This window comes from Streptomyces sp. NPDC003027 (assembly GCF_053591435.1).
The window spans coordinates 20470-37081 of record NZ_JBSFTU010000019.1 but is presented as its reverse complement, the minus strand read 5'-3'; the positions used below and the strand labels follow the sequence as shown (position 1 = coordinate 37081).

Here is a 16612-nt window from a genome sequence, read left to right as displayed (position 1 = left end):
ACACCTTCTGAGCTGGGCACCACAGCGTAACCGGGTACCGGCGGATGCGTCACGAAGACGGACGCCGACGGCCGGATGCCGCCCCCCGCGGGTGCCGGGCGGGCGGCACCGGCCGTCGTGGTCGGCGAACTATGAGCCGGTTCCCGCCTGTTGCCGGATCTTGCCGGCGAGCGGCGGCGGCATGGCCTCATGGCGGGCGTACGTACGGTCGAAGCGGCCCGTGCCGTGCGAGACGGACCGCAGATCGACCGCGTACCGGTCGATCTCGATCTCGGGGACCTCGGCCCGTACCACCGTGCGCCCCGGCCCCGCCTGCTCGGTGCCGACGACCCTGCCGCGCCGGCCGGACAGATCGCTCATCACCGGCCCCACGTACTCGTCGGGGACGAGGACCTGGACCTCGTCGACCGGCTCCAGGAGCTGGATGGTCGCCTCTGCGGCCGCCTCGCGCAGCGCCAGCGCGCCCGCCGTCTGGAACGCGGCGTCGGAGGAGTCCACCGAGTGCGCCTTGCCGTCGCGCAGGGTGACCCGTACGTCGACCAGGGGGTAGCCGGCGGCGACCCCGCGGGCGGCCTGGGCGCGTACGCCCTTCTCCACGGAGGGGATGAACTGGCGCGGAACGGCACCGCCCACCACCTTGTCGACGAACTCGATGCCGCTGCCCGGCGGAAGCGGCTCCACGTCGATCTCGCAGATGGCGTACTGGCCGTGCCCGCCGGACTGTTTGACGTGCCGGCCCCGCCCTGCCGAGGGGCCGGCGAAGGTCTCCCGGAGCGACACCTTGTGCGGGACCGCGTCGACCTGCACTCCGTAGCGGTTGCGCAGCCTTTCCAGCGCCACGTCCCGGTGGGCCTCGCCGAGGCACCACAGCACCACCTGGTGGGTGTCCTGGTTCTGTTCGAGGCGCATGGTGGGGTCCTCGGCGACGAGCCGGGCAAGGCCCTGGGACAGCTTGTCCTCGTCGGCCTTGCTGTGCGCCTCGATGGCGAGCGGCAGCAGCGGATCGGGCATCGTCCACGGCTCCATGAGGAGCGGATCGTCCTTGGACGACAGGGTGTCGCCGGTCTCCGCGCGGCCCAGCTTGGCCACACAGGCCAGGTCGCCGGCGACGCACCGGTCGAGCGGCCGCTGCTGTTTGCCGAAGGGTGAGGTCAGCGCGCCGACCCGTTCGTCGACGTCGTGGTCCTCGTGCCCGCGGTCGGTGAGCCCGTGCCCCGAGACATGGACGGTCTCGTCGGGGCGCAGGGTGCCGGAGAAGACGCGTACCAGCGAGACCCGGCCGACGTAGGGGTCGGAGGCGGTCTTGACGACCTCGGCGACCAGCGGGCCCTCCGGGTCGCAGGTGACCGGCGGGCGCGGCTGCCCGTCGGGCGTGGTGACGGCGGGGATCTCGCGCTCCAGCGGGGTGGGGAATCCGCGGGTGATCAGCTCCAGGAGTTCGACCGTGCCGAGCCCCTGCTTTCCGCCGTCGGCGGCGGGCGCGGCGGCGAGCACGGGATGGAAGGTGCCCCGGGCGACGGCCTTCTCCAGGTCGTCGATCAGCGTCTTGACGTCGATCTCCTCACTGCCGAGATAGCGGTCCATCAGGGACTCGTCCTCGCTCTCGGCGATGATCCCCTCGATGAGCCGGGCGCGGGCCTCGGCGATGAGGGGCCGCTGGCTGTCGTCGGGCGGATTCTCGCGCCGTTCGCCGGTGGAGTAGTCGAAGATCCGCTCCGAGAGCAGTCCGACCAGGCCGGTGGCCGGCGCGTGTCCGTCGGGCGCCTCGGCGCCGTGGACGGGCAGGTAGAGGGGGAGCACGGCGTCGGGGTCGTCACCGCCGAAGATCCGGCCGCAGACCTCGGTGAGCTCGGTGAAGCCGGTGCGGGCGGTGTCCAGGTGCGTGACCACGATGGCGCGCGGCATGCCGACGGCCGCGCACTCCTCCCACACCATGCGGGTCGAGCCGGCCATGGCGTCGGCCTCCTGGGCCGCCGAGACGACGAAGAGGGCCGCGTCCGCCGCGCGCAGACCGGCCCTCAGTTCCCCGACGAAGTCGGCGTATCCGGGAGTGTCCAGAAGATTGATCTTGCATTCGCCCCACTCCAGCGGGACGAGGGAGAGCTGTACGGAACGCTGCTGACGGTGCTCGATCTCGTCGTGGTCCGAGATCGTCCCGCCGTCCTCGACGCGACCGGCCCGGTTGACCGCTCCCGCGGCCAGCGCGAGCGCCTCGACGAGGGTCGTCTTGCCCGATCCGCTGTGGCCGACCAGCACCACGTTCCGTACGGCCGAGGGCCGGTCGGCCGTCGGAGCCCTGCCGGCGGCCCCGGTGTGCGCGTTCGCCTTGTCGCCCATGATGTTCCTCCCGATCGCTTGCACGGTGAGGCGGGCGCGGGCGTGGGGAGGGGGCGCGGCGGACGGTGCTTCGCGTACGGCTCCGGCGACGCCCGCGGTTGTCCTTCGAGCTTCGCACCGACGTCATGGCGCGTCCATACGTCGTACGCGACGCGGCGGGGCGGGTACCCGACGGTACGGCCCGGTGGTCCTGGCTACGATGGGTGAGCCGGTGGTCGTAGGGACCGCGGCCCACCGAACCTCGGGAAGGCCATGCTGAACAAGTACGCGCGTGCGTTTTTTACGCGTGTCCTCACACCGTTCGCCGCGTTTCTGCTCCGCCGGGGGGTCAGCCCCGACGCCGTGACGCTCGTCGGCACGGCCGGAGTGATGGCGGGAGCGCTGGTCTTCTTCCCCAGGGGAGAGTTCTTCTGGGGCACGATCGTCATCACCCTCTTCGTCTTCTCCGACCTCGTCGACGGCAACATGGCCCGGCAGGCCGGCGTCTCCAGCCGCTGGGGCGCGTTCCTCGACTCCACTCTGGACCGGGTCGCCGACGGGGCCGTCTTCGGCGGCTTCGCGCTCTGGTACGCGGGTAAGGGCGACGACAACATCCTGTGCGCCGTCGCCATCTTCTGTCTGGCCAGCGGTCAGGTCGTCTCGTACACCAAGGCGCGTGGTGAATCGATTGGCCTGCCGGTCGCGGTCAACGGCCTGGTCGAACGGGCCGAGCGGCTGGTGATCTCCCTGGTCGCCGCGGGCCTGGCGGGCCTGCACGCCTTCGGCGTGCCCGGTGTCGACGTGCTGCTGCCGATCGCGCTGTGGATCGTGGCGGTGGGCTCCGCGGTGACGCTGGGACAGCGTGTGGTGACGGTACGGAGGGAGTCCGCGGAGGCGGACGCGGCCTCCGGGCGGGGGAGCGAGGCGACGTCATGAGTGGTGCGAACGACCTGCGGGACCGGCTGACCGACGGGCTCTACGGGCTCGGCTGGTCGACGGTCAAGAAACTCCCGGAGCCGGTCGCGGCCGGCCTCGGCCGGCGGATCGCCGACCTCGCCTGGAAGCGGCGCGGCGCGAGCGTGCTGCGACTGGAGTCGAACCTCGCGCGCGTGGTGCCCGACGCCACACCCGAGCGGCTCGCCGAGCTCTCCAAGGCCGGTATGCGCTCCTACATGCGGTACTGGATGGAGTCCTTCCGGCTGCCGACCTGGAGCAAGGAACGGGTCGACGACGGCGTCCGCATCAAGGACGTCCACTACCTGACGGACGGGCTCGCGTCCGGGCGCGGGGTGATCGTCGCCCTGCCGCACCTCGCCAACTGGGACCTGGCGGGCGTGTGGGCGAGCCGCTCGCTCGGTGTGCCGTTCACGACGGTCGCGGAGCGGCTCAAGCCGGAGACGCTGTTCGACCGCTTCGTCGCCTACCGCGAGTCCCTGGGCATGGAGGTCCTGCCCCACACCGGGGGCGCCGCCTTCGGCACCCTGGCACGGCGGCTGCGGGCCGGCGGCCTGGTCTGCCTGGTCGCCGACCGCGACCTTTCGGCGTCCGGCACCGAGGTCACGTTCTTCGGCGACACCGCGCGGATGCCGGGCGGCCCCGCGATGCTGGCGCAGCAGACCGGCGCCGTGCTGTTGCCGGTCACGCTCTGGTACGACGACCCGCCGGTCATGAGGGGACAGATGCACCCACCCGTCGAGGTACCGGAGTCGGGTACGCGGGCCGAGAAGACGTCCGTGATGACACAGGCGCTGGCCGACGCCTTCGCCACCGGCATCGCGGACCACCCGGAGGACTGGCACATGCTGCAACGACTGTGGCTCGCGGACCTCGAGGAACGGGGCGCCGACCGGGCCGAGGGGGCGCGGCCTTGAGGATCGGCATCGTCTGCCCGTACTCGTGGGACGTGCCCGGCGGCGTCCAGTTCCACATCCGCGACCTCGCCGAGCACCTGATCCGGCTGGGACACGAGGTCTCCGTACTCGCCCCCGCCGACGACGAGACACCGCTCCCGCCGTACGTCGTCTCGGCCGGGCGTGCCGTACCCGTGCCGTACAACGGCTCCGTGGCGCGGCTCAACTTCGGCTTCCTCTCGGCCGCGAGGGTGCGGCGCTGGCTCCACGACGGCACCTTCGACGTGATCCACATCCACGAGCCGGCCTCCCCCTCCCTGGGCCTGCTGACCTGCTGGGCGGCGCAGGGGCCGATCGTCGCCACCTTCCACACCTCCAACCCGCGCTCACGGGCGATGATCGCCGCGTACCCGATCCTCCAGCCGGCGCTGGAGAAGATCAGCGCGCGGATCGCGGTGAGCGAGTACGCCCGCCGGACACTGGTCGAGCATCTGGGCGGCGACGCGGTCGTCATCCCCAACGGCGTCGACGTCGACTTCTTCGCGCGGGCCGAGCCGAAGAAGGAGTGGCAGGGGGAGACGATCGGGTTCATCGGGCGGATCGACGAACCCCGCAAGGGCCTGCCCGTGCTGATGAGGGCCCTGCCGAAGATCCTCGCGGAGCGGCCCGGGGCGCGGCTGGTCGTGGCCGGGCGCGGTGACGAGGAGGAGGCCGTCGCCTCGCTGCCCCCCGAGACGCGTTCGCGGGTGGAGTTCCTCGGGATGGTCAGCGACGAGGACAAGGCGCGGCTGCTGCGCAGCGTCGACGTGTACGTGGCGCCCAACACCGGTGGCGAGAGCTTCGGCATCATCCTGGTCGAGGCGATGTCGGCGGGCGCTCCGGTCCTCGCCTCCGATCTCGACGCGTTCGCCCAGGTGCTGGACCACGGCGGGGCGGGCGAGCTGTTCGCCAACGAGGACGCGGACGCGCTGGCGAGCGCGGCGATCCGGCTGCTCGGCGACGAGGAGCGCCGCGAGGAGCTGCGGGCCAGGGGAAGCGCGCACGTCCGGCGCTTCGACTGGTCGACGGTGGGCGCGGACATCCTGGCGGTGTACGAGACGGTGACGGACGGCGCGGCGTCGGTGGCGACGGACGAACGCACGGGGCTGCGGGCGTGGTTCGGCCTCGGGACGGCACGGGACTGACGGTTCGGCGGGCGCGGTTCCGCCCCTTCAGGGGCGGCCGGGGCTTCACCTCCGGAGGCGCCGGGTGGCACGCTGAGCCGATGACCTCACCGACCGTGGACCTCCTGGACCTCGGGTACTTCGTACGGCCCGCCGCCGAGTGGGGCGGCCCCCACGGGCGCGTGGAGCCCGCCCTGGCCTACCTCGTACGGCACGGGCAGGGCACGCTCCTCTTCGACACCGGCATGGGCGCCGGATCGCCCGAGGCCGACGCGCACTACCAGCCCGTCCGCGAGCCCCTTCCCGTCCGCCCCCACGACGTCGACCTCGTCGTGAACTGCCACCTCCACTTCGACCACATCGGCGGCAACCAGCTCCTCGCGGACACCCCCGTCGTCGTCCAGCGCAAGGAGCTCGCCACCGCCCGCGCCGGCGGCTACACCCTCGATCACCTCCTCGACGGCGTCCGGTACGAGGAGATCGACGGCGAGTACGAGCTCGCCCCCGGCATCCGGATCGTGCCCACGCCCGGCCACACCGCGGGCCACCAGTCCCTGGTCCTCGACCAGGGCGACCGGGTGACCGTCCTCGCCGGGCAGGCGTACGACTTCGCCTCCGAGTTCGCCACCGACGAGATGGGCCGGCGCGCCGGACTCCTGCCGTACCGGCCGTGGATCGACCGGTTCGCCGAACTCGCCGACGGCCGGACCGCGCACGTCCGGTTCGCCCATGACCGTGCCCTCTGGGAAGGTGTGCTGCCCCCGCCCCGGTAGCCTGTGCGCCCGTGACCGAAACCCTGATCTGGACCGTCGTCGCGCTGATCGCGATCGGCCTGTACCTCAGCTGGACCGCCGGGCGGCTCGACCGGCTGCACTCCCGTATCGACGCCGCCCGCGCCGCGCTCGACGCCCAGCTGCTGCGCCGGGCCTCGGTCACCCAGGAGCTGGCCACCTCCGGAATCCTCGACCCCGCCGCCTCGATCGTGCTCTACGAGGCCGCCCACGCCGCCCGCCAGGCCGAGGAGGACCAGCGTGAGGTCGCCGAGAGCGAGCTGAGCCAGGCGCTGCGCGCCGTGTTCGGCGAGCCGGAACAGGTCGAGGTCGTACGGGAGACCCCCGGCGGCGAGGAGGCCGCCGACGAACTCGCGGCGGCCGTGCGCCGTGTCCCGATGGCCCGCAGGTTCCACAACGACTCCGTGCGCGCCGCGCGGGCGCTGCGCCGGCACCGCACGGTGCGCTGGTTCCGGCTGGCGGGACACGCCCCGTTCCCGCTCGCCTTCGAAATGGACGACGAGCCGCCTCTCGCCCTTGCCGATCGTCCGGTCTGACCGTCCTCGCCTGCGAAATCGGAGAAAACGATCCACCGGCTCCACATTGGCCCTTGCTGTGGACCGGTGGTGGCCTGTTTCCTCACTCTTGTCTGAACACCGCTTTCCCCGAGTGAGGTCCCCGTGTCCACCACGCTTCCCACCAGCAACCAGTCCGCAGAGTCCTCGGCGATTGGCACGTCCCGCGTCAAGCGCGGCATGGCCGAGCAGCTCAAGGGCGGCGTGATCATGGACGTGGTCAACGCCGAGCAGGCGAAGATCGCCGAAGACGCCGGCGCCGTGGCCGTCATGGCCCTGGAGCGGGTCCCGGCCGACATCCGCAAGGACGGCGGCGTGGCCCGCATGTCCGACCCGAACATGATCGAAGAGATCATCGGCGCGGTGTCCATCCCGGTCATGGCCAAGTCCCGCATCGGCCACTTCGTCGAGGCCCAGGTGCTGCAGTCCCTCGGCGTCGACTACATCGACGAGTCCGAGGTCCTCACCCCGGCCGACGAGGTCAACCACTCCGACAAGTGGGCGTTCACCACCCCCTTCGTCTGCGGCGCCACCAACCTGGGCGAGGCCCTGCGCCGCATCGCCGAGGGCGCGGCCATGATCCGCTCCAAGGGCGAGGCCGGCACCGGCAACGTCGTCGAGGCCGTCCGCCACCTGCGCCAGATCAAGAACGAGATCGCCCGCCTGCGCGGCTACGACAACAACGAGCTGTTCGCCGCCGCCAAGGAGCTGCGCGCGCCGTACGAGCTGGTCAAGGAAGTCGCCGAGCTCGGCAAGCTTCCCGTCGTGCTCTTCTCCGCCGGTGGCGTCGCCACCCCCGCCGACGCCGCGCTGATGCGCCAGCTCGGCGCCGAGGGCGTCTTCGTCGGCTCCGGCATCTTCAAGTCGGGCGACCCGGCCAAGCGCGCCGCCGCCATCGTGAAGGCCACCACCTTCTACGACGACCCGAAGATCATCGCGGACGCCTCCCGCAACCTGGGCGAGGCCATGGTCGGCATCAACTGCGACACCCTCCCCGAGTCCGAGCGCTACGCCAACCGCGGCTGGTAATCCCCCATGAACACTCCTGTGATCGGTGTCCTGGCACTCCAGGGCGACGTACGGGAGCACCTGATCGCCCTGGCCGCGGCTGACGCCGTGGCCAGGCCGGTCCGGCGCCCCGAAGAACTCGCCGAGATCGACGGCCTCGTCGTACCGGGTGGCGAGTCCACCACGATCTCCAAGCTGGCCGCCCTGTTCGGCCTGATGCAACCGCTGCGCGAGCGCATCGCCGCCGGCATGCCGGTGTACGGCACCTGTGCCGGGCTGATCATGCTCGCCGACAAGATCCTCGACCCGCGTTCGGGCCAGGAGACCTTCGGCGGCATCGACATGATCGTCCGCCGCAACGCGTTCGGACGGCAGAACGAGTCCTTCGAGGCGGGCGTCGCCGTCAGCGGCATCGAGGACGGGCCCGTCGAGGGCGTCTTCATCCGCGCTCCCTGGGTCGAGTCCGTCGGCGCCGAGGTCGAGGTCCTGGCCGAGCACGAGGGACACATCGTCGCCGTCCGCCAGGGGCAGGCCCTCGCGACCTCGTTCCACCCCGAACTCACCGGCGACCACCGCCTGCACGCCCTGTTCGTCGACATGGTGCGCGCAGCCCGGTGACACGATCCCGGTAGGATCTCTGGGGTTCGTTCAGAAATGGGTTACGCGAAGGAGACAGGCAGATGTCCGGCCACTCTAAATGGGCTACGACGAAGCACAAGAAGGCCGTGATCGATGCCAAGCGCGGCAAGCTCTTCGCGAAGCTGATCAAGAACATCGAGGTCGCGGCCCGCACCGGCGGTGCCGACCTGGATGGCAACCCGACGCTGTTCGACGCCGTGCAGAAGGCGAAGAAGAGCTCGGTGCCGAACAAGAACATCGACTCGGCGATCAAGCGCGGCGGCGGCCTCGAGGCCGGCGGCGTCGACTACGAGACGATCATGTACGAGGGTTACGGCCCGAACGGCGTCGCGGTGCTCATCGAGTGCCTCACCGACAACCGCAACCGCGCCGCCTCCGACGTCCGCGTCGCCATGACCCGCAACGGCGGCTCCATGGCCGACCCGGGCTCGGTCTCGTACCTGTTCAACCGCAAGGGCGTCATCGTGCTGCCCAAGGGCGAGCTGACCGAGGACGACGTCCTCGGCGCGGTGCTCGACGCGGGCGCCGAGGAGGTCAACGACCTCGGCGAGAGCTTCGAGGTGATCAGCGAGGCGACGGACATGGTCGCGGTCCGCACCGCCCTCCAGGAGGCCGGCATCGACTACGACTCCGCCGACTCCAGCTTCGTCCCGACCATGCAGGTCGAGCTCGACGAAGAGGGCGCGCGCAAGATCTTCAAGCTGATCGACGCGCTCGAGGACAGCGACGACGTGCAGAACGTCTTCGCCAACTTCGACGTCAGCGACGAGGTCATGGAGAAGGTCGACGCCTGACGAAGGCGCCGCGCAGCAGACAGGAACTGGCCGGACCGACGGGTACTCCGTCGGTCCGGCCAGTTTCTGTCGGACCCGTTCTCAGCCGCGCCGTTCCCCGGGGGCCCTGCGGTGCCGACGAACAGCGGCCCGCCGGAACACCGGCGGGCCGCACTCTTCGGATGCCGACTGCCTCAGGAGGCAGCGGGACGCGGGATCATCAGTCGATCCGCTTGAAGTCGCCCGTGTTCTTGACGCTGCCCGACGCGCCGCCCTTGGCGGTGACCTTCTTCATCCTGCTGGTGTTGCCGTCCTGCCACCAGATGTTGATGGAGGACTCGTAGGAGCAGGTGTTGCGGTAGTACACCGTGGTGGTGGTCCAGCCCTCGGCCCAGGACCAGCTGAAGCAGCCGGTCTTTCCGCGGTGGACCTCCGAGGAAGCCGCCTGGGCGGGCGAGCTGAGGCCGACCGTGGCGATCGCGAGCGCGGCGCCCGTGACGCCGATCTTGGACATGCGACGCATGTATCCCCCTGCTGAGTTGTGTTGTTGAGATTCGAACATTCACACGTCGGTCAAACGTGCGAACGTCCATGATCATAGTGACTGTCGATCATGGCGGCAAGGCGGATTGCGCGCCGCCCGGGCGCTGCCCCGTCGGCCCGCGGAGAGCGTGGTCGGCCGTGGTGTCAGCGGCAGCCGGTAGCCTTCAGGCGGTTACCGAGGGATGGAGGAGCTGTGCGTGTCTTGGGTGTCGATCCCGGACTGACGCGGTGCGGCGTGGGAGTCGTCGACGGCGTGGCCGGACGCTCTCTGACCATGCTCGGCGTCGGAGTCGTGCGCACCCCCGCGGACGATCAGATCGGCGCGCGGCTCGTCCTCATCGAACAGGGCATCGAGGCCTGGATCGACGAGTACCAGCCCGAAATGGTGGCCGTGGAGCGGGTGTTCAGCCAGCACAACGTGCGGACGGTCATGGGCACCGCGCAGGCCAGCGCCGTCGCCATGCTCTGCGCCTCCCGGCGCGGCATCCCCGTCGCCCTGCACACCCCCAGCGAGGTCAAGGCCGCCGTCACCGGCAGCGGCCGCGCCGACAAGGCCCAGGTCGGCGCGATGGTCACGCGGCTGCTGCGGCTCTCCGCCCCGCCCAAGCCGGCCGACGCGGCGGACGCGCTCGCCCTCGCCATCTGCCACATCTGGCGGGCCCCCGCACAGAACCGCCTCCAGCAGGCGGTCGCCGCCCATCACGCATCGAAAGGCCGTTCCGCATGATCGCCTTCGTCAGCGGCCCGGTCGCCGCGCTCGCCCCCACCACCGCGGTCATCGAGGTGGGCGGCGTCGGCATGGCCGTCCAGTGCACCCCTGACACCATCGCCGGGCTGAGGATCGGTCAGGAGGCCCGCCTGGCCACGTCGTTGGTGGTACGCGAGGACTCCCTGACCCTGTACGGCTTCGCGGACGACGACGAGCGGCAGGTCTTCGAACTCCTCCAGACCGCGAGCGGGGTCGGACCGCGCCTCGCCCAGGCCATGCTCGGCGTGCACTCCCCGGACGCGCTGCGCCTCGCCGTCTCCACCGGCGACGAGAAGGCGCTGACCGCCGTGCCCGGCATCGGCAAGAAGGGCGCCCAGAAGCTCCTCCTGGAACTGAAGGACAAGCTCGGCCGACCGCTCGGCACCGGCGGACTCGTCGGCACGCAGCGCGCGGCGGCCTCCGGCCCGGCCCCCTGGACGGAACAGCTCTCCGCCGCGCTGATCGGCCTCGGCTACGCCAGCCGTGAGGCGGACGAGGCGGTGTCGGCGGTGACGCCGCAGGCCGAGGCGGCGATCGCCGCCGGCGGCACGGCACCGGTCCCGCAACTCCTCCGCGCGGCCCTCCAGACCCTCAACCGGGCGAGATAGCCCTGCGGGGCGCGGGAAGGAGCCCCACCAGCGGTCCCCGCCCCGCCCCCCGCAGACGCACACCGCACCACCACCGAGAAGGCAGACACCGTGAACTGGGACGACGAGACGGCACCCGCAGCCGAGGAGCGGATCGTCGGCGCCTCGGCCGAGGGCGACGACCAGGCCGTCGAGGCCGCCCTGCGCCCCAAGGACCTCACCGAGTTCGTCGGCCAGGAGAAGGTCCGCCAGCAGCTCGACCTGGTACTCAGGGCGGCCCGCCAGCGCGGCGCGACCGCCGACCACGTCCTGCTCTCCGGCGCCCCCGGCCTCGGCAAGACCACCCTCTCGATGATCATCGCCGCGGAGATGAACGCCCCGATCCGGATCACCTCCGGCCCCGCCATCCAGCACGCCGGCGACCTCGCCGCGATCCTCTCCTCCCTCCAGGAGGGCGAGATCCTCTTCCTCGACGAGATCCACCGCATGTCCCGGCCCGCCGAGGAGATGCTCTACATGGCGATGGAGGACTTCCGCGTCGACGTGATCGTCGGCAAGGGCCCCGGCGCCACCGCCATCCCGCTGGAACTGCCGCCCTTCACCCTGGTCGGCGCGACCACCCGGGCGGGACTCCTGCCGCCGCCGCTGCGCGACCGGTTCGGCTTCACCGGGCACATGGAGTTCTACGAGCCCGCCGAGCTCGAGCGCGTGATCCACCGCTCCGCCGGGCTCCTCGACGTCGAGATCGACACCGCGGGCGCCGCCGAGATCGCCGGCCGCTCCCGTGGCACGCCCCGTATCGCCAACCGCCTCCTGCGGCGCGTCCGGGACTACGCCCAGGTCAGGGCCGACGGCGTGATCACCCGGGAGATCGCCGCCGCGGCCCTCGGCGTGTACGAGGTGGACAGCCGCGGCCTCGACCGGCTCGACAGGGCGGTCCTCCAGGCCCTGCTCAAGCTCTTCGGCGGCGGACCGGTCGGCCTGTCCACGCTCGCGGTCGCGGTCGGCGAGGAGCGCGAGACCGTCGAGGAGGTCGCCGAGCCCTTCCTCGTACGCGAGGGGCTGCTGGCGCGCACCCCCCGTGGCCGGGTCGCCACTCCCGCGGCGTGGACGCATCTCGGCCTCGTTCCGCCGCAGGCAGCGGGCCCGGGCGGCGCGGGGAACGGCACGGGAATGGGACAACAGGGGCTCTTCGGGGCGTGACGGCGCGGAGACTCGCCGGACGAGGAACCGCGGTGCGATGCTGGACGTTGTTCCATCGATGCGGACTCGCCTAGACTCCGCCGATGCCGACCTTTCTGGTCGGCACGCCCACCCCCGAAGATCAGGCCGCGGTTTCTCCGCGTCCGTGCGAAGGAAACCCGTCCCGTGAGTATCGTGACCCTCCTCCCCTTCATCGTCCTCATCGGGGCCATGTTCCTGATGACCCGCTCTGCCAAGAAGAAGCAGCAGCAGGCGGCGGAGATGCGCAACCAGATGCAGCCCGGCACCGGCGTACGGACGATCGGGGGGATGTACGCCACCGTCAAGGAGGTCGGCGACGAGACCGTACTCCTCGAGGTCGCGCCCGGCGTGCACGCCGTCTACGCCAAGAACGCGATCGGCGCGGTCCTCGAGGACGCCGAGTACAACCGGATCGTCCACGGCGACGACGCGGACGCCGCTGTCGTGCCCGACGACGCCTCCTCGCTGACCGAGTCGGTCGAGGACGGCGACGAGGACGCGGTGGAGGTCTCGGGGGAGGCCAAGCCCGACCTGACCAAGAAGGCGGACACGGCCGAGGCCGACACCGAGGTCAAGAAGGACGGCAAGGCCGACGGCGAGGCGGACGCGAAGTAGTCGCGACGGGGGACCGCGAGGACGCCCACCGGCGTCCGCGGTCCCCCGGCACGGTTCCACGTCTGCGGGGGCAGGTCCCCACACACATTTCGTGGCCGTACGCGCACACCCGGCGCGGAACGGTTGGACAGGGAGAAACGACAAGGTGGCAGCACCGAAGAAGGGCCGAAGGCCGGCGGGGGGACAGGGGAGGCCGGGGCGTGCCCTGGCTCTGATCCTGATCGCCATGGTCGCGCTCACGGGCGGGATGTTCTGGTCCGGTCACACCACGCCGCGTCTCGGCATCGACCTCGCGGGCGGTACGTCGATCACGCTCAAGGCCAAGGCGGAGCCGGGCAAGGAAGACGCCGTCAACGAGACCAACATGAACACCGCGGTCGGCATCATCGACCGCCGTGTCAACGGTCTCGGTGTCTCCGAGGCCGAGGTCCAGACCCAGGGCCGCGAGAACATCATCGTCAACATCCCCCGAGGGGTGGACGAGAAGCAGGCGCGTGAGCAGGTCGGTACGACCGCTCAGCTGTACTTCCGACCGGTACTGACCTGGGCCCCGAGCACGCCGACGGCCCCGACGCCGTCCGGCAGCCCCACGCCGTCCGGGTCCGCGAAGCCGTCCGCCGGCTCCTCCGCGAGCCCGTCGGCCGAGGCCACGAAGCAGGGCGGCCAGGGCACCACGGCCTCTCCCTCCGCGAGCGCCACCACGCAGGGCCGCGCCGTCAGCGACGCCCTGAAGGCGCCCAGCCCCGGCGCCACCACCCCCGGCGGCACCGCCTCTCCGGACGCGAAGTCCCCGAACCCCACGGGCGCGCCCACGCCTCCGGCCGACCCGGCCACCGCGAAGCTGGAGCAGCAGTTCGCGGCGCTGGACTGCACCCCCAAGGCCGAGAAGTCCGGCGACAAGAAGGCCGTGCCCAACCCGGCCCGCACCGTTCCGCCGGAGCAGCCGACCGTCGCGTGCGGAACCGAGGGTGACGCCAAGTACATCCTCGGCCCGGCCGAGGTCAGCGGCAAGGACGTCGATGACGCCCAGGGCGTCTTCGACCAGCAGCGCGGCATGTGGATCGTCAACATGGAGTTCACGGACGAGGGCTCCAAGAAGTTCCAGAAGATCACCAGCAAGCTGTCGACGCAGCAGGAGCCGCAGAACCAGTTCGCGATCGTCCTGGACGGCGAGGTCGTCTCGGCCCCGTCGGTGCGCACCACGCTGAGCGCCAACGCCGAGATCTCCGGCAACTTCACCCAGAAGTCCGCGCAGGACCTGGGCAACATCCTTTCCTACGGCGCCCTGCCGCTCTCCTTCGACACCCAGAGCGTCGACACCGTCACCGCCGCCCTCGGCGGCGAGCAGCTGGAGGCCGGCCTGATCGCCGGCGGCATCGGCCTGGCCCTGGTCGTGCTCTACCTGGTGGTCTACTACCGCGGCCTGTCGCTGATCGCCCTGCTCAGCCTCGCGGCCTCGGCGCTGCTCACGTACGTGATCATGTCTCTGCTCGGCCCGGCCATCGGCTTCGCGCTGAACCTGCCGGCCGTCTGCGGCGCCATCGTCGCCATCGGTATCACCGCGGACTCGTTCATCGTCTACTTCGAACGCATCCGCGACGAGGTCCGTGAGGGACGCACGCTGCGCCCCGCGGTCGAGCGCGCCTGGCCGCGTGCCCGCCGCACGATCCTGGTCTCCGACTTCGTGTCGTTCCTCGCCGCCGCGGTGCTCTTCGCCGTCACCGTCGGCAAGGTCCAGGGCTTCGCGTTCACGCTCGGCCTGACCACCCTGCTCGACGTGGTCGTGGTGTTCCTCTTCACCAAGCCGCTCATGACGCTGCTCGCCCGCACCAAGTTCTTCGGTGAGGGTCACCCGTGGTCCGGGCTGGACCCGAAGCGGCTCGGCGCCAAGCCGCCGCTGCGTCGTTCCCGCCGTGTCTCCGCCCCCGTCGACCCGAAGGAGGCGTGAGATGTCGAAGCTCGGCGATCTCGGCGCCCGGCTGCACCGAGGTGAGGTCGGATACGACTTCATCAAGAACCGCAAGATCTGGTACGGCCTGTCCATCCTGATCACCATCACGGCCATCGTCGGCCTGGCGGTGCGCGGACTGAACATGGGCATCGAGTTCCAGGGCGGCGCCCTCTTCACCACGCCGAAGACATCCGTCTCGGTCACCGACGCCCGCCACTACGCGGAAGAGGCCTCCGGCCACGACGCGATCGTGCAGGAGGTCGGCGACGACACCCTGCGCATCCAGATCGGCGGCCTCGACACCGAGCAGTCCGACAAGGTCCGCTCGCAGCTCGCCAAGGACCTGAAGGTCGAGGAGAGCAAGATCGCGGCGGAGCTCGTCGGCCCCAGCTGGGGTGAGCAGATCGCCAACAAGGCATGGACGGGCCTCGGGATCTTCATGATCCTGGTGGTGATCTATCTGGCCATCGCCTTCGAATGGAGAATGGCGGTCGCGGCGCTCATCGCCCTGATCCACGACCTCACGATCACCGTCGGTATCTACTCCCTCGTGGGCTTCGAGGTCACGGTCGGTACGGTGATCGGTCTGCTGACCATCCTCGGTTACTCCCTCTACGACACGGTGGTCGTCTTCGACTCCCTCAAGGAGGGCACGAAGGGGGTCACCAAGCAGACGCGCTGGACGTACAGTGAGATCGCCAACCGTTCGATCAACGGCACCCTGGTGCGTTCGATCAACACCACCGTCGTCGCCCTGCTGCCGGTCGCCGGTCTGCTCTTCATCGGTGGCGGCGTCCTCGGCGCCGGCATGCTGAACGACATCTCGCTGTCGCTCTTCGTCGGTCTCGCCGCCGGTGCGTACTCGTCGATCTTCATCGCCACCCCGCTCGTCGCCGATCTCAAGGAGCGCGACCCGGCGATCAAGGCGATGAAGAAGCGGGTCCTCGCCAAGCGGGCGGCCGCGGCCGCCAAGGGTGAGTCCCTCGACGCGGACGACAGCGTCCACGGGGCCGACGACGACGGCGACGACGGCGACGACGGCTTCGAGGAGGCGGCGGAGACCGCCGTCGTCGGGCAGCGCGCCCGCCGCGGACGGCCTTCGGAGCGCCGCGGATGACGACGGAGGCCCAGGACACCGCCGGTCTGCTGCTCAGCCGGATCAGGGACGTCCCCGACTACCCCAAGCCGGGAGTGCTGTTCAAGGACATCACTCCGCTGCTCGCGGATCCGGTGGCGTTCACGGCCCTGACCGACAGCCTCGCCGCACTGTGCGTCACGCACGGCGCGACGAAGATCGTCGGACTGGAAGCGCGCGGCTTCATCCTCGCCGCGCCGGTCGCGGTCCGCGCGGGCCTGGGGTTCGTCCCGGTCCGCAAGGCCGGCAAGCTGCCCGGCGCCACGCTGAAGCAGGCGTACGAGCTGGAGTACGGCACCGCCGAGATCGAGGTGCACGCCGAGGACCTGGTCCCCGGCGACCGCGTCATGGTCATCGACGACGTCCTGGCCACCGGCGGCACCGCCGAGGCGTCGCTGGAGCTCATCCGGCGGGCCGGCGCGGAGGTCGCGGGCGTCGCCGTCCTCATGGAGCTGGGCTTCCTCGCCGGGCGGGCCCGGCTGGAGCCCGCCCTGGGCGGCGCTCCACTGGAGGCACTGATCACGGTCTGACGCCGTGGCACGTACGGAGCGGGGCGCTCCGGGGGAATCCCCGGGGCGCCCCGCCTGTTCTCCCGGTATGTCCCCGATCGGGACCCCGGACGCGGACAGCGGCCGTCGTACCGGCCACACGCGTGAGCAACCCGGCTCCCGGGTCGATACCATGGGATTTCCGGGCCTGACCGGGGGACCCGGTA

General features: G+C 71.0%; 17 protein-coding genes. 15 read left to right on the top strand and 2 right to left on the bottom strand.

What is annotated here, in order from left to right:
* Window positions 1–129 precede the first annotated feature (129 nt).
* Window positions 130–2337: an elongation factor G-like protein EF-G2 gene (locus ACWDX6_RS15885; protein WP_451485534.1), complete on the bottom strand. Its 2208-nt coding sequence runs from the start codon at window positions 2335–2337 to the stop codon at window positions 130–132.
* A gap of 252 nt (window positions 2338–2589) precedes the next feature.
* Between ACWDX6_RS15885 and pgsA the strand changes: the two genes are divergently transcribed.
* The 8 genes from pgsA to ACWDX6_RS15845 all read left to right on the top strand — a co-directional run bounded on the left by pgsA (window position 2590) and on the right by ACWDX6_RS15845 (window position 9115).
* Window positions 2590–3252: a phosphatidylinositol phosphate synthase gene (pgsA, locus tag ACWDX6_RS15880; protein WP_451485533.1), complete on the top strand. Its 663-nt coding sequence runs from the start codon at window positions 2590–2592 to the stop codon at window positions 3250–3252.
* Complete coding sequence (locus tag ACWDX6_RS15875) at window positions 3249–4187, top strand: phosphatidylinositol mannoside acyltransferase (protein ID WP_451485532.1); 939 nt, start codon at window positions 3249–3251, stop codon at window positions 4185–4187. Before pgsA ends, ACWDX6_RS15875 begins: the two co-directional genes overlap by 4 nt.
* Window positions 4184–5350, top strand: coding sequence for a glycosyltransferase family 4 protein (locus tag ACWDX6_RS15870; RefSeq protein WP_451485531.1), 1167 nt, complete (start codon window positions 4184–4186; stop codon window positions 5348–5350). Before ACWDX6_RS15875 ends, ACWDX6_RS15870 begins: the two co-directional genes overlap by 4 nt.
* Before the next feature lie 80 nt (window positions 5351–5430).
* Window positions 5431–6102 (top strand): N-acyl homoserine lactonase family protein, encoded by a 672-nt coding sequence (locus tag ACWDX6_RS15865; RefSeq protein WP_451485530.1) that lies wholly within the window; start codon window positions 5431–5433, stop codon window positions 6100–6102.
* Between the two features lie 11 nt (window positions 6103–6113).
* On the top strand, window positions 6114–6656 hold the full coding sequence (locus ACWDX6_RS15860; RefSeq protein ID WP_451485529.1) for a hypothetical protein: 543 nt from the start codon (window positions 6114–6116) through the stop codon (window positions 6654–6656).
* 123 nt (window positions 6657–6779) lie between these two features.
* Window positions 6780–7703, top strand: coding sequence for a pyridoxal 5'-phosphate synthase lyase subunit PdxS (pdxS, locus tag ACWDX6_RS15855; protein WP_451485528.1), 924 nt, complete (start codon window positions 6780–6782; stop codon window positions 7701–7703).
* Between the two features lie 6 nt (window positions 7704–7709).
* Window positions 7710–8300 carry a pyridoxal 5'-phosphate synthase glutaminase subunit PdxT gene (gene pdxT, locus ACWDX6_RS15850; protein ID WP_451485527.1) on the top strand — a complete coding sequence of 197 codons (591 nt, stop codon included), beginning with the start codon at window positions 7710–7712 and terminating at the stop codon, window positions 8298–8300.
* Window positions 8301–8362: 62 nt separating this feature from the next.
* The gene (locus ACWDX6_RS15845) at window positions 8363–9115 is read left to right on the top strand and encodes a YebC/PmpR family DNA-binding transcriptional regulator (RefSeq protein WP_356895748.1); all 753 of its coding nucleotides are present in this window, start codon (window positions 8363–8365) and stop codon (window positions 9113–9115) included.
* A 199-nt stretch (window positions 9116–9314) separates the two neighbouring features.
* Here the strand turns inward: ACWDX6_RS15845 and ACWDX6_RS15840 are convergent, their stop codons facing one another.
* Window positions 9315–9608 carry a hypothetical protein gene (locus ACWDX6_RS15840; protein ID WP_451485526.1) on the bottom strand — a complete coding sequence of 98 codons (294 nt, stop codon included), beginning with the start codon at window positions 9606–9608 and terminating at the stop codon, window positions 9315–9317.
* A 222-nt stretch (window positions 9609–9830) separates the two neighbouring features.
* On the opposite strand from ACWDX6_RS15840, the gene ruvC reads away from it, so the two are divergent.
* From ruvC to ACWDX6_RS15805, 7 genes are all read left to right on the top strand, one after another.
* Window positions 9831–10364 carry a crossover junction endodeoxyribonuclease RuvC gene (gene ruvC / locus ACWDX6_RS15835; protein ID WP_451485525.1) on the top strand — a complete coding sequence of 178 codons (534 nt, stop codon included), beginning with the start codon at window positions 9831–9833 and terminating at the stop codon, window positions 10362–10364.
* The gene (ruvA, locus tag ACWDX6_RS15830; RefSeq protein WP_451485524.1) at window positions 10361–10993 is read left to right on the top strand and encodes a Holliday junction branch migration protein RuvA; all 633 of its coding nucleotides are present in this window, start codon (window positions 10361–10363) and stop codon (window positions 10991–10993) included. Before ruvC ends, ruvA begins: the two co-directional genes overlap by 4 nt.
* A 90-nt stretch (window positions 10994–11083) precedes the next feature.
* Complete coding sequence (gene ruvB / locus ACWDX6_RS15825; protein ID WP_451485523.1) at window positions 11084–12175, top strand: Holliday junction branch migration DNA helicase RuvB; 1092 nt, start codon at window positions 11084–11086, stop codon at window positions 12173–12175.
* 165 nt (window positions 12176–12340) lie between these two features.
* Window positions 12341–12811, top strand: a complete 471-nt coding sequence (gene yajC, locus ACWDX6_RS15820) for a preprotein translocase subunit YajC (protein WP_451485522.1) — start codon at window positions 12341–12343, stop codon at window positions 12809–12811.
* Between the two features lie 145 nt (window positions 12812–12956).
* Window positions 12957–14759: a protein translocase subunit SecD gene (gene secD, locus ACWDX6_RS15815; protein ID WP_451485521.1), complete on the top strand. Its 1803-nt coding sequence runs from the start codon at window positions 12957–12959 to the stop codon at window positions 14757–14759.
* A 1-nt stretch (window position 14760) separates the two neighbouring features.
* A complete protein-coding gene (gene secF, locus ACWDX6_RS15810) occupies window positions 14761–15879 on the top strand; it encodes a protein translocase subunit SecF (protein ID WP_451485520.1) in 1119 nt (372 codons plus the stop codon).
* On the top strand, window positions 15876–16427 hold the full coding sequence (locus ACWDX6_RS15805) for an adenine phosphoribosyltransferase (protein ID WP_451485519.1): 552 nt from the start codon (window positions 15876–15878) through the stop codon (window positions 16425–16427). Before secF ends, ACWDX6_RS15805 begins: the two co-directional genes overlap by 4 nt.
* The last annotated feature ends 185 nt before the right edge of the window (window positions 16428–16612 follow it).

Bases quoted from the DNA above. Each gene is read 5' to 3' on its own strand.
- ACWDX6_RS15885 (WP_451485534.1), bottom strand. From the start codon at position 2,337: ATGGGCGACAAGGCGAACGCGCACACCGGGGCCGCCGGCAGGGCTCCG.
- pgsA (WP_451485533.1), top strand. From the start codon at position 2,590: ATGCTGAACAAGTACGCGCGTGCGTTTTTTACGCGTGTCCTCACACCG.
- ACWDX6_RS15875 (WP_451485532.1), top strand. From the start codon at position 3,249: ATGAGTGGTGCGAACGACCTGCGGGACCGGCTGACCGACGGGCTCTAC.
- ACWDX6_RS15865 (WP_451485530.1), top strand. From the start codon at position 5,431: ATGACCTCACCGACCGTGGACCTCCTGGACCTCGGGTACTTCGTACGG.
- pdxT (WP_451485527.1), top strand. From the start codon at position 7,710: ATGAACACTCCTGTGATCGGTGTCCTGGCACTCCAGGGCGACGTACGG.
- ACWDX6_RS15845 (WP_356895748.1), top strand. From the start codon at position 8,363: ATGTCCGGCCACTCTAAATGGGCTACGACGAAGCACAAGAAGGCCGTG.
- ACWDX6_RS15840 (WP_451485526.1), bottom strand. From the start codon at position 9,608: ATGTCCAAGATCGGCGTCACGGGCGCCGCGCTCGCGATCGCCACGGTC.
- ruvA (WP_451485524.1), top strand. From the start codon at position 10,361: ATGATCGCCTTCGTCAGCGGCCCGGTCGCCGCGCTCGCCCCCACCACC.
- secF (WP_451485520.1), top strand. From the start codon at position 14,761: ATGTCGAAGCTCGGCGATCTCGGCGCCCGGCTGCACCGAGGTGAGGTC.
- ACWDX6_RS15805 (WP_451485519.1), top strand. From the start codon at position 15,876: ATGACGACGGAGGCCCAGGACACCGCCGGTCTGCTGCTCAGCCGGATC.